We start from the raw sequence: 12460 nt of genomic DNA, 5'->3' as shown, positions 1-12460 counted from the left end.
CCCCCTCGACTCGCCGGGGCGCACCCCGGCTACCGGCCGGTTCCCGCGGCCGACGACGATCCCACCGCTCAGGAGATCCCCGTGACCGTGACCCAGGACCTCTACGAACTCGGCGACGCACCCGAGATCGGTACCGCACCACGACAGATGTACGCCTCACTCATCCGCCGCGAGCGCTACGGGCAGCCCATCAACGCCTTCCGTACCGAAGTGGTGGACGTCCCGCTGGTCGGCCGCGGCCAGGTCCTCGTCAAGGTGATGGCGGCCGGCGTGAACTACAACAACGTCTGGGCCGCTCTCGGTTCACCCCTGGACGTCATCACGGCACGCCAGAAGGCGGGCGCGCCGGAGGACTTCCACATCGGCGGCTCGGATCTGTCCGGCGTCGTGTGGGCGGTCGGCAAGGACGTGCGCGGTCTCCGGCTCGGCGACGAGGTGGTCGTGCTGGCCAACCGGTGGGACGAGTCGGCGCAGGACGTCCGGCTCGGCGGTGAGCCGGCCACCTCCGCCTCCCAGCGGGTGTGGGGATACGAGGAGAACTACGGTTCCTTCGCCCAGTTCGCCGTCGTCGACGACTACATGTGCCACCCCAAGCCGGCCCGGCTGTCCTGGGAGGAGGCCTCCTGCTACATGGCGACGGCGGCGACCGCCTACCGTCAGCTGTTCGGGTGGCCGCCGCACACCGTCAGGCCCGGCGACCCGGTGCTGATCTGGGGCGGCGCCGGCGGCCTGGGCAGCATCGCCATCCAGCTCGTACGGCATGTCGGCGGCATCCCGGTCGCGGTGGTGTCCAGCGAGGAACGCGCCGAGTTCTGCGTGAAGCTGGGCGCCCAGGGCTGTATCGACCGGCGCGAGTTCGATCACTGGGGGCGGCTGCCCGACGCGTCGGACGAGGAGGCCATGGCCTCCTGGCTGGCCGGGGCCCGTGCCTTCGGCCGGCGGTTCTGGGAGGTGCTCGGGGAGCGCCGGGCACCGCGGATCGTGCTGGAGCACTCGGGCGCGGACACCGTGCCGACCTCGATCTACCTGTGCGACAACGCGGGCATGGTCGTCATTTGCGGCGGCACCACCGGCTACAACGGCGATGTGGACCTGCGTTTCCTGTGGATGCGGCAGAAGCGCCTGCAGGGCTCCCATGTCGCCAGCGCACGGGAGGCCCGCGAGGTGACCCGCCTGATCGACCAGGGCGTCGTCGACCCGTGCCTGTCCCGGACCTTCTGCTTCGACGAGATCGGCCTGGCCCACCAGCTCGTCCACGACAACCAGCACCCGCCGGGGAACATGGCCGTGCGGGTGAACGCGCGGGGGTGAACGCGCGGACGGTCGTGGGGGGGGGGAGGGGGGGAAGGGGGGGACAAAACGCGGCGTTCCCGCGGGGGGTGGCGGCGGCCCCGCTGCGTGATCACGAATCCGCGTGAAACGGCGCTCACCTGCGATTTCAGCCCGTCGCGCCGACCCCCCGACGACCCGCCCGGCTCGTGATCCTTGTGGCAAAGATCTCGGTCGTGGCCTTACCGGTGCTCTTGTCCGGGTAAAACGCCGAGGGCCGCCCCCCATGAAGCGGGAGCGGCCCTCGGCGTGGATCAGCAGGGAACGCGTCAGTCGTTGCCGTTCGACGGCGTCGTCTTCGCGATCTGCATCAGGAACTCGGCGTTCGACTTCGTCTGCTTCATCTTGTCCAGCAGCAGCTCGATGGCCTGCTGCGAGTCGAGCGCGTGCAGCACCCGGCGCAGCTTCCAGACGATCGCCAGCTCCTCCGGGTTGAGGAGGATCTCTTCCTTACGGGTGCCGGACGGGTCGACGTCCACCGCGGGGAAGATGCGCTTGTCGGCGAGCTTCCGGTCGAGCTTGAGCTCCATGTTGCCGGTGCCCTTGAACTCCTCGAAGATCACCTCGTCCATGCGCGAGCCGGTGTCGACGAGCGCGGTGGCCAGGATGGTCAGCGAGCCGCCGTCCTCGATGTTGCGCGCGGCACCGAAGAAGCGCTTCGGCGGGTAGAGCGCGGTCGAGTCGACACCACCGGACAGGATGCGGCCGGAGGCCGGGGCGGCGAGGTTGTACGCACGGCCCAGACGCGTGATCGAGTCCAGGAGTACGACGACGTCGTGACCCAGCTCCACCAGGCGCTTGGCGCGCTCGATGGCGAGCTCGGCGACCGTGGTGTGGTCCTCGGCCGGACGGTCGAAGGTCGAGGAGATGACCTCGCCCTTGACCGACCGCTGCATGTCGGTGACCTCTTCCGGACGCTCGTCGACCAGGACGACCATCAGGTGGCACTCGGGGTTGTTGACGGTGATCGCGTTGGCGATCGCCTGCATGATCATGGTCTTGCCGGTCTTCGGCGGGGCCACGATCAGTCCGCGCTGGCCCTTACCGATCGGCGCAACGAGGTCGATGATGCGGGTGGTCAGCACACCCGGGTCGGTCTCCAGACGGAGCCGGTCCTGCGGGTAAAGAGGCGTCAGCTTGTTGAACTCCGGGCGGCCACGGCCGGATTCGGCGGCCATGCCGTTCGCGGAGTCGAGACGGACCAGCGCGTTGAACTTCTCGCGGCGCTCGCCGTCCTTGGGCTGGCGGACCGCACCGGTGACGTGGTCACCCTTGCGCAGGCCGTTCTTGCGGACCTGGGCCAGGGACACGTACACGTCGTTCGGACCCGGCAGGTAGCCGGACGTACGGATGAACGCGTAGTTGTCGAGGATGTCCAGGATTCCCGCGACGGGGATCAGGACGTCGTCGTCGGCGACCTGCGGCTCACCGGCGGCGAACTCGTCACGGCCGCGACGGCCCCGACGGTCGCGGTAGCGCCCACGACGGCCGCGGCGGCCGCCCTCGAAGTCGTCGTCGTCCTGCGGGCCGTTGTCACGCTGCTGCCGGTCCTGGCGGTCCTGACGGCCGCCGCCCTGCTGCTGCCGGTCCTGGCGGTCCTGACGCTGCTGGCCGCCACCACCCTGGCCCTGCTGCTGCTCGTCGGCCTTGCCACGGCGGTCGCGGTCACGGCCACTGCGCTCTCCGCGGTCACCCCGGTCGCCGCGCTGGCGGTCGCGACGGCCCTGACGGCCGTCGTCACCGGCGTCGCCCTTGGCGTCGACGGACGCCTCGGCCCTGGTGTCGTTCTTCGCCTCGGCGGCGACCGTCTCGGGGCTGCCCGCCTCGGCAGTGGCCCGGCGCCGGCGGCGGTCACCCGCAGGGGCGTCGTCTCCCCCGCGCTCGGCTTCGCTCGCGCGGGCGGGGCCCCCAGCCGGCTGGCCGGGGATGTCGATCTGCTGCTGGGCCACGGCCTTGTCGGCCTTCTCCGCCTGCTTGTCGGCGGTCTTCGCGGCGGGCGCGGCCTCGTCACCCGTACGGGCCTTGGAGGTGGCCCGGCGCTTCGGCTTGGTCTCGTCGGCGGTCTTGGCCGACGCGCCCGAAGCGGCCTGGGAGCCCCCGGCCTGCGCCTCCTTGATGACCTCGATCAGCTGGCTCTTGCGCATCCGCGCGGTGCCCCTGATGCCGAGGCCCGATGCGACCTGCTGCAGCTCGGCCAGCACCATGCCCTCGAGGCCGGTACCGCGGCGCCGCCGGGAGCCGGCACCGTTGGCAGGCGCGGAGGCGTCCGTGGCGGGCGCGTCAGCGGTCTCCTCGACACGCGCGCCCATCAGATCGGTGGTGTCGCTCACGAAGGGTCCTTCCCTGGAGCGGACGTCGGCCTGTCTGGCTCGGCGACCGGTTGTGCTGTCCGGCTTTGGTCCTGTCTCTGTGGACCGTGCCGGGGCGGTGGTCCGCCTAAGCGGCGGAAGAAATATCTGGTGATGACGATTCCTGAGGCGTGGCACGGAGTGTCTGTGTCACGCGGCTCGGTCACGCCGGTTCCGGAGCGTGCTCGGCAAACCGCTCAATGTCGTCGCACGATGTACGCGACACAGTGTGGTTTGGGAGGCTCCCGGAAGAAAGGTTGTCCCGGACGGGGACACGAAGCACCTCGCCATGGCTGGGGCAGGTGCAGACTTGAGGTTAACACTACCGGATCCAACAAACATTCCCCCTCTCGAAATCCGGCAACCGTGGCTCCTAATTGACGCTGACGGGCGCGAGCGGCAGCACGCCGGCCCCCTCCGCGTCCAGGTCCAGCCGGTTGGCCGCCCAGCCCGGACCGGCGAGATGGGCGACCTTGTCGGCGCTCGCCTCGTCGACCAGTGCCAGCACCGTGGGTCCGGCGCCGGAGATCACCGCGGGCACTCCGTCGGCCCGCAGCCGCTCCACCAGAGCCGCGCTCTCCGGCATGGCCGGGGCGCGGTAGTCCTGGTGCAGTCGGTCTTCGGTGGCGGGCAGCAGCAGCTCGGGGCGCCTGGTGAGGGCCTCGACGAGCAGTGCGGCGCGGCCCGCGTTGGCGGCGGCGTCGACGTGCGGGACGGTGCGCGGCAGCAGTCCCCGGGCGGTCTCCGTGAGGACCGGCTTTCCGGGTACGAAAACCACCGGAACGATGGAATCCGCGGGGTCGAGCCTGATCGCGCGCGCCGCGCCGCCCTCCATCCAGGAGAGCGTGAAGCCGCCGAGGAGACAGGCCGCGACGTTGTCGGGGTGTCCCTCGATCTCGGTGGCGAGCTCCAGCAGGGCCGTGTCGTCGAGCCTGCTGTCACCACCTATGGTCACGGCGCGCGCGGCGACGATGCCGGCGCAGATGGCGGCCGACGAGGAGCCGAGGCCGCGGCCGTGCGGGATGCGGTTGGCGCAGACGATCTCGAGGCCGCGCGGCTGTCCGCCCAGCAGGTCGAAAGCGGTGCGCAGGGAGCGTACGAGCAGGTGGTTCTCGTCGCGCGGGAGCGTCTCGCCGCCCTCACCCGCGATGTCGATGTGCAGCCCGGAGTCGGCCACCCGGACGACCACGTCGTCGTACAGCCCCAGTGACAGGCCGAAGGCGTCGAAGCCCGGGCCGAGGTTGGCACTGGTGGCGGGGACGCGCACCCGGACGGCGGCGGCGCGGAACGCTGGACCGGCCATCGCTCGATGACTCTCCTTGAGCTGCGTGATGTGCGAGATTTTCGAAGAACTGCGAGACGTACGAAGACCCGGAGGCCGCTATGACGGCGCGGCACCGCGGCATATGCGGCGGGCGGGTTCGGTACAGCCTATCGAAGGAAGGTTCTGTGGCGACATAGGGCGCACGGGAGGCGCACGATGCGTGTCGTAAGCCCCCTGTGCACCCCCCGTCGGGCGTTCCCTCGATATGCGAGGCCGTTATGCGAGGCCGAGGCGCTCGGCGGCCGTGACCGCGTCCACCGGAACCGTCACCGGCTGCGGGGCGCCCGCGACGGCCCAGTCCGGGTCCTTGAGCCCGTTTCCGGTGACCGTGCAGACGATCCGCTGGCCGGGGTCGACCAGCCCGCGCTCGGCGGCCTTCAGCAGACCGGCGACCGACGCGGCGGAGGCGGGCTCGACGAAGACACCCTCCTGCGCGGCCAACAGCCGGTAGGCGCGCAGGATCTCACGGTCCGTCACCTCGTCGATGAGGCCCCCCGACTCGTCCCGCGCGGCCAGCGCGAACTTCCAGGACGCCGGGTTGCCGATGCGGATCGCGGTGGCGATGGTCGACGGGTCCTTGACGACCTCGCCGCGCACGATGGGCGCGGAACCGGAGGCCTGGAATCCCCACATGCGCGGCGTCCGCGTGGCGATCCCGTCGGCGGCGTACTCGGTGTAGCCCTTCCAGTACGCGGTGATGTTGCCCGCGTTGCCCACCGGCAGGACGTGGATGTCGGGCGCGTCGCCGAGCATGTCGACGATCTCGAAGGCGGCGGTCTTCTGGCCCTCGATGCGCACCGGGTTCACCGAATTGACCAGCGACACCGGGTAGTTGTCGGAGAGGGAGCGCGCCAGCGTCAGACAGTCGTCGAAGTTGCCGTCGACCTGGAGGATCTTCGCGCCGTGCACGAGGGCCTGGCCCATCTTGCCGAGCGCGATCTTGCCCTGCGGCACGAGGACGGCGCAGACCATCCCCGCGCGGACGGCGTAAGCGGCCGCGGACGCCGACGTGTTGCCGGTGGAGGCGCAGATGACGGCCTTCGCGCCCTCCTCCTTGGCCCGGGTGATGGCCATGGTCATACCGCGATCCTTGAAGGACCCCGTCGGGTTGGCGCCCTCCACCTTGAGGTGGACCTCGCAGCCCGTGCGCTCGGAGAGAACCTGCGCGGGCACGAGCGGCGTGCCGCCCTCACGGAGCGTCACGACCGGCGTGCTGTCGGACACCGGAAGCCGGTCCCGGTACTCCTCGATGATTCCGCGCCATTGGTGGGTCATTGCTGGTTACTCTCCTTCAACCCGCATGATGCTGGCGACACCCCGGACGGTGTCGAGGCTGCGCAGCGCTTCGACGACCCCGTTGAGAGACGCGTCGGACGCTCGATGGGTGACGACGACGAGAGAGGCCTCACCGTCCTTGCCTTGCTGCCGCACGGTATCGATGGACACCCCGTGCTCGGCGAAGACGGTGGCCACCTGGGCGAGAACACCCGGTTTGTCGGCCACGTCCAGGCTGATGTGGTAGCGCGTGACGACCTCGCCCATGGGGCTCACCCGAAGCTGCGCGTAGGCGGAGTCGCCGGGTCCGGTCGCTCCGCTGAGCCGGTTGCGGCACACGGCGACCAGGTCACCGAGTACGGCGGAGGCGGTCGGCGCGCCACCCGCGCCGGGGCCGTAGAACATGAGCTGACCCGCGGCGTCCGACTCGACGAACACGGCGTTGTACGCGCCGCGCACCGAGGCGAGCGGATGGCTGAGCGGAATCATGGCCGGGTGCACGCGCGCCGTGACGGAGCCGCCGTCGGCCGCCCGCTCACAGATGGCGAGCAGCTTGATGGTGCAGCCCATCTGCCGCGCCGAGGCGAAGTCGGCGGAGGTCACCTCGGTCATGCCCTCGCGGTACACGTCGTCGAGGCGTACGCGCGTGTGGAAGGCGATTCCGGCGAGGATCGCGGCCTTGGCGGCGGCGTCGAAGCCCTCCACGTCGGCGGTGGGGTCGGCCTCGGCGTAGCCGAGCGCGGTGGCCTCGTCGAGGGCCTCCTGATAGCCCGCGCCGGTGGAGTCCATCTTGTCGAGGATGAAGTTCGTCGTTCCGTTGACGATGCCGAGCACCCGGTTGACCTTGTCGCCGGCGAGGGACTCGCGCAGCGGGCGGATGAGCGGGATCGCACCGGCGACGGCGGCCTCGTAATAGAGGTCCCGGCCGTGCTCCTCGGCGGCGGCGTGCAGCGCGGCGCCGTCCTGGGCGAGCAGCGCCTTGTTGGCGGAGACGACGGAGGCGCCGTGCTCGAAGGCGGTGGTGATGAGCGTACGAGCCGGCTCGATGCCCCCGATGACCTCGACGACGACGTCGATGTCCCCTCGTTTGACCAGAGCGGTGGCGTCCGTGGTGACCAGCGCGGAGTCGATGCCCTCGCGCACCTTGGCGGGCCGGCGCACGGCGACACCGGCCAGTTCGACCGGGGCCCCGATGCGCGCGGCGAGGTCTTCGGCGTGCGTCGTCATGATGCGCGCCACCTCTGAGCCGACAACCCCACAGCCCAGCAGCGCCACCTTCAGCGGACGCGTACGCATCATCCGACCTCGTTTCCTCATACCGTCACGGTTGGACCAGTCTCACTCACCGGACGGGAGTTTCTATCCCTCGTCCGGATCGTGAGACATCTATTTCATTTTCGCCGGGGTGGAAGACCGAAGATCTTCCGTCGGCTCCAGGGGCGGTGCGCCATGCGATCTCAGCCGACATCCAGGCGGAGCAGATCCTCCTCCGTCTCACGACGCACGATCACCCGGGCCGCTCCGTCGTTGACGGCGACGACCGGCGGGCGCAGCGCGTGGTTGTAGTTGCTGGCCATGGACCGGCAGTACGCGCCGGTCGCGGGGACCGCGATCAGATCGCCGGGGGCCAGGTCGGACGACAGGAAGGCGTCCTTCACGACGATGTCCCCGCTCTCGCAGTGCTTGCCGACGACGCGGACGAGCATCGGCTCGGCGTCGCTCCTGCGCGACACGAGCGCGACGCTGTACTCGGCGTCGTACAAGGCGGTGCGAATGTTGTCGGACATGCCCCCGTCGACGGAGACGTAGGTGCGCAGGCCCTCGAGCGGCTTGATGGTGCCGACCTCGTACAGCGTGAAGGCGGTCGGCCCGACGATGGCGCGCCCCGGCTCGACGGAGATGCGCGGTGTGCGCAGCCTGGCCGCCTCGCACTCGCGGGTGACGATCTCGCTCAGCGCCTTGGCGATCTCGTGCGGCTCGCGCGGATCGTCGTCGCTCGTGTACGCGATGCCGAGACCGCCGCCGAGGTCGATCTCGGGCAGCTCGACGCCGTGCTCGTCACGGACCGCGGCGAGCAGCGCCACGACCCGGCGGGCGGCGACCTCGAACCCGGCCATGTCGAAGATCTGCGACCCGATGTGGCTGTGGATACCGATGAGTTCGAGCCCGTCGAGCATGAGCGCACGCCGTACGGCCTCGGCGGCCTGGCCGTCCGCGAGCGCGATCCCGAACTTCTGGTCCTCGTGCGCCGTGGCGATGAACTCGTGGGTGTGCGCCTCCACGCCCACCGTCACCCGGATCTGTACGCGCTGCCGCTTGCCGAGGGACTGGGCGATGTGGGCGACGCGGACGATCTCCTGGAAGGAGTCGAGGACGATGCGTCCCACACCGCTCTCGATCGCCTCGGTGATCTCGCGGACGGACTTGTTGTTGCCGTGGAAGGCGATGCGGTCGGCGGGCATGCCGGCGGACAGCGCGGTGGCGAGCTCACCGCCCGAGCAGACGTCGAGGTTGAGTCCCTCTTCGTACAGCCAGCGCACGACGGCCCGGGACAGGAAGGCCTTCCCGGCATAGAAGACGTCGGCGTCGTGCCCGAAGGCGGTACGCCAGGCACGCGCGCGTGCCCGGAAGTCGGCCTCGTCGATGAAGTAGGCGGGGGTGCCGAACTCCTCGGCGAGCCGCTGCACGCCGATGCCGCCGACGCTGACGACTCCGTCCGGGTCACGGCTGACCGTCTGGGCCCACACCTTGGGGTCGAGGGCGTTGAGATCGGCGGGCGGGGCGCTGTAGTGCCCCTCGGGCAGCACATCGGCGTGACGGGGCCCGGCGGGGTGTGCGGAACGGCTCATTCTTCTCTCACAGGTAGTCAGGGGCGCTGATGCCGAGCAGGGACAGGCCGCCGGCCAGCACCGTCCCGGAGGCTTCGGCGAGCGCGAGCCGGGCACGGTGGGCGGCCGAGGGTTTCTCGTCGCCGAGCGGCAGCACGGTGTGCTGAAAGCCGAGAAGCGCGTCGGCGACGGCGACGAGCTGCCGGGCGACCCGGTCGGGCGCCCGATGAACGGCAGCGGCACGCAGGGCACGGGGGTGGTCCGCGAGGGCGCGGAGCAGGTCTTCTACGGGGGCGACGGGCTCCCGGGTGGGGGGCGCTTGTACGTCGCCGGGGTGCGGCTCCGGGGTGGGGGGCGCTTGCACGTCGCCGGGGTGCGGCTCCGGGGTGGGGGGCGCTTGCACGTCGCCGGGGTGCGGCTCGTGGGCGGCGGTCGCTCGTACGTCGCCGGGGGCGCTTTGGAACCCCAGGTCGGCGGCGTTGCGGGCGAGGGCCCGGGTACGGGCGTGGGCGTAGCGGACGCGGAAGAGGGGGTTGACCGCGCGCTGTACGAGATGGTCGGCGGTGATCCGCGGCCGGTCGTGGGCGGCGGGGTGGAGCAGGGCCCACCGGGCGGCGTCGGGACCCAGCGGGGTGGGGTCTTCGGGCGCGGGGACCGGGCGCAGAGCGATGGGCTCGGGTTCGCCGGCCCGCACGGTCTCGCGACCGGCACCGCTCATGTACATGTGCATGTGCTCGACCTCGGTGCGGCCGCCCTGGGTGGCGATGATCCGGACCAGGGAGTCGGCGACGACTTCGGCACGGATGTCGTACGGGATCCGCAGCCGGACGACCTGACCGGCGAGGGCGTCGCTGTGGCCGTAGGAACCGCTCTGGATCTCGCGTACGAGACGGGCGGCGGTGTCGGCACGACCGTCGAGGTGGATGTTGAGGAACCCGGGCCCGGTGATCTCGACGTCGGCGACGCCGTCGGTGCACGCGAGGTGGGGCCGCAGGATCTCGGCGACCTGCAGGGGCGGCCGCCCGGAGGGCCGCGCCAGCTGCAACGCGATGGTGGTCGCGTAGTCCCCGCGCCCGCCCGGCCCCGGCACGCTCACCACGGCCCGTGCGGGCACGGCCACGCTCAGCTCCCCCGCGTCCACAGCACGACGCACCGCGCGCAGCACGGTACGGGAGAGCTCGGACGGGGTCACGGGACAAGCGTATGGGAGGAGGGGGGTGGGTATGCGAGCCAGTTTCGCCGAGGTCCGGGATGTGGACGGTGGAGGCTGCCCGGATGAGGGCCGACGTACGGCGCCGGGGGGTGTTGTTGTCTCCCGTGATTCCGGTGATTCCCGTGATTCCGGTGATTCCCGTGATTCCGGTGATTCCGGTGATTCCGGTGATTCCGGTGATTCCGGTGATTCCGGTGATTCCGGTGATTCCGGTGATTCCGCGTTCGACGTTGCTGCCTTCGACGTCGCAGCCTTCGACATTGTTTTGCCTTCGGCGTTGCTGCGTTCGGCGTTGGTGCGTTCGCGTTGGTGATTTAGAGGTTGCGGCCGTAGACGTCAGTTACCGGCGCGGCCGGCGCGTTCGGCACCGCCGACGGCGTGGGAACTCCCGTGAGGACCGCCGTGGGAGCTGCCATGGGAAGTCCCGTGTGGGGCCCCATGGGGGCTTCCGTGCGAGCTTCCGTGGGAGGTCCCATGAGAACTCCCCAAGGGAGCCGGCGCTCCCACGGCCCCGCTCCCCCACGTCCCGTCCAGCTCGGGGACCTCGCCTTCCCCGCTGCCCCGCTCCATCAACTGCCGTACGAGACGGACCAGTTCGGCGGGCTCGAAGGGCTTGGCGAGGAAGGCGTCGACACCGACGTCGAGCCCGCTCTCCACCTCGTACTGCGTACAGGCGCTCACGATGGCGAGGGGAACGCTCCGGGTGCGGGGGTCGGCACGCAGCCGGGCGGCGGTACGGAGTCCGTCGAGCCGGGGCATCACCACGTCCAGGGTGATGACGTCGGGCCGCACCTGATGAACGATGTCCAGGCACTCGGCACCGTCAGCAGCGGTCACGACCTCGATGCCCTCCAGCTCGAGGTTGACCCTGATCAGCTGCCGGATGACCTTGTTGTCGTCCACAACAAGCACCCGGCCGGACGCGCCTGACACAACTCGAGAGTAGGTCCGCACCCACCACCGCGTCCGGCTTTTCCCGACTTCCACCCCCTCCGGGTCACACCCCCCAGCTCAGGGCGCCGACCCCCACGTAAACCCGTTCATGGCACCCCCTCACAAGCTGGTAGGGTTCTACCCGTCGCCGCACACCAAGTGCCAGACACGCCCCCGTAGCTCAGGGGATAGAGCAACGGCCTCCGGAGCCGTGTGCGCAGGTTCGAATCCTGCCGGGGGCACCCTGTATGAGGTGCCCGAAGACCCCGCCATCAGCGCTTTAGCTGAGGACGGGGTCTTGGCGTTTGTGCAGACGTATGCAGCCCGAAGCGGCTCTATGTCGGGGCCTGCGGACTATTCGTGGACAGGATCTTGAGGCATCGCCCCAGGTCAGCATCCAGAAACGACGAAGGCCCCCGGACGTATACGTGTCTAGGGGCCCAGCGTAGCGACGCCGGTGGTCAGTCGTACTAGGTCAGCAGACCGTCAATGCGGCTGTTGGCCACCGCTTGCCTGCCGTCCCAGCACTTCGCATAGCGGCCGAGCAGGACCTCGACGCTATTACCGGCGCGCTCAGCAACCTCGGTCGGGTCAACTCCGGCGTTGAGCCAGGTCGACAGAGCAGAGTGGCGAAGGTCGTACGGCCGCCGAGCCAGTGGCGAGGCCGCCGCGGCCGGCGGGAAGGCGAACAGTCGGGCTTCTTGCCAGGCTCGCGAGTAGGTCGAGGAGGCCACCACTCCCCCGCCCTCGCTGTAGAAGAGGCGCCCGTCTGCAGCCGTCCCGAAGGTGTCGAGGTGCTCGCGGAGCATGACGACGAGTGGCGGCGGAATCGGGACCCGGCGGACGTCCTCGGACGGACGATTCTTTAGCCCGCGGTCGTCGTGGCTCTCCCCGTGGACGTGGGCAGCGGCTGCGCCGATGGCCTCGGTGAGCAGCTCGGCGGCGGCCCAGGCCGGGGGCGAGGTATTGCCGCCTTCGGGTCCGTCGATGCGGATTCGTGGAAGTGGACGGCGCCCCGCTTCTGGTATTCGGCAACCTTGGCGAACGACACCCGGGCGTACTGGCGGAACGCGCGCTGTGAGAGCCCGGCCCGCTTGGATCACGCCAGCACTGGTCCTCTGCGCTTCCGACGAGGCCTGGGAGTGGCTGTACGAGGGCCGCATCGAGACGAGGAGAGCTCTCCTGCACTCGGAGCCCTGCACGGTCACGA

The 12460-nt window shown here is 70.3% G+C and carries 9 protein-coding genes, 1 tRNA gene and 1 pseudogene; 3 read left to right on the top strand and 8 right to left on the bottom strand.

The annotated features are described in order from the left end of the window. The first annotated feature begins 81 nt into the window (after window positions 1-81). Window positions 82-1311 (top strand): crotonyl-CoA carboxylase/reductase, encoded by a 1230-nt coding sequence (gene ccrA / locus ACFWM2_RS34540; protein WP_383288209.1) that lies wholly within the window; start codon window positions 82-84, stop codon window positions 1309-1311. A 287-nt stretch (window positions 1312-1598) separates the two neighbouring features. Here the strand turns inward: ccrA and rho are convergent, their stop codons facing one another. The 6 genes from rho to nrtL all read right to left on the bottom strand — a co-directional run bounded on the left by rho (window position 1599) and on the right by nrtL (window position 10296). After that, on the bottom strand, window positions 1599-3659 hold the full coding sequence (rho, locus tag ACFWM2_RS34535; protein ID WP_383288207.1) for a transcription termination factor Rho: 2061 nt from the start codon (window positions 3657-3659) through the stop codon (window positions 1599-1601). A gap of 391 nt (window positions 3660-4050) precedes the next feature. Next, window positions 4051-4980, bottom strand: coding sequence for a homoserine kinase (thrB, locus tag ACFWM2_RS34530; RefSeq protein WP_383288204.1), 930 nt, complete (start codon window positions 4978-4980; stop codon window positions 4051-4053). 237 nt (window positions 4981-5217) lie between these two features. Then, the gene (gene thrC, locus ACFWM2_RS34525) at window positions 5218-6276 is read right to left on the bottom strand and encodes a threonine synthase (protein WP_383288201.1); all 1059 of its coding nucleotides are present in this window, start codon (window positions 6274-6276) and stop codon (window positions 5218-5220) included. A gap of 6 nt (window positions 6277-6282) precedes the next feature. Continuing rightward, complete coding sequence (locus ACFWM2_RS34520; protein WP_383288198.1) at window positions 6283-7575, bottom strand: homoserine dehydrogenase; 1293 nt, start codon at window positions 7573-7575, stop codon at window positions 6283-6285. A 158-nt stretch (window positions 7576-7733) separates the two neighbouring features. After that, window positions 7734-9125: a diaminopimelate decarboxylase gene (gene lysA, locus ACFWM2_RS34515; protein WP_383288195.1), complete on the bottom strand. Its 1392-nt coding sequence runs from the start codon at window positions 9123-9125 to the stop codon at window positions 7734-7736. Window positions 9126-9132: 7 nt separating this feature from the next. Further along, complete coding sequence (gene nrtL / locus ACFWM2_RS34510) at window positions 9133-10296, bottom strand: ArgS-related anticodon-binding protein NrtL (RefSeq protein WP_383288192.1); 1164 nt, start codon at window positions 10294-10296, stop codon at window positions 9133-9135. Window positions 10297-10327: 31 nt separating this feature from the next. Here nrtL and ACFWM2_RS34505 point away from each other — a divergent pair, with 31 nt between their 5' ends. After that, window positions 10328-10630, top strand: a complete 303-nt coding sequence (locus tag ACFWM2_RS34505; protein WP_383288189.1) for a hypothetical protein — start codon at window positions 10328-10330, stop codon at window positions 10628-10630. Between the two features lie 23 nt (window positions 10631-10653). Here the strand turns inward: ACFWM2_RS34505 and ACFWM2_RS34500 are convergent, their stop codons facing one another. Continuing rightward, a complete protein-coding gene (locus ACFWM2_RS34500; protein ID WP_383288652.1) occupies window positions 10654-11229 on the bottom strand; it encodes a response regulator in 576 nt (191 codons plus the stop codon). A 191-nt stretch (window positions 11230-11420) separates the two neighbouring features. On the opposite strand from ACFWM2_RS34500, the gene ACFWM2_RS34495 reads away from it, so the two are divergent. Beyond that, window positions 11421-11492 (top strand) — tRNA-Arg (locus ACFWM2_RS34495). A gap of 228 nt (window positions 11493-11720) precedes the next feature. On the opposite strand, the pseudogene ACFWM2_RS34490 reads toward ACFWM2_RS34495, so the two are convergent. Continuing rightward, window positions 11721-12343: pseudogene (locus tag ACFWM2_RS34490) on the bottom strand (replication initiator); the annotation flags it as partial. Window positions 12344-12460: the final 117 nt, after the last annotated feature.

This window comes from Streptomyces sp. NPDC058371, assembly GCF_042723265.1.
Classification (GTDB): domain Bacteria; phylum Actinomycetota; class Actinomycetes; order Streptomycetales; family Streptomycetaceae; genus Streptomyces.
Note: the sequence above shows the minus strand (reverse complement) of the source record. Positions and strands in the feature narration are given on the sequence as shown.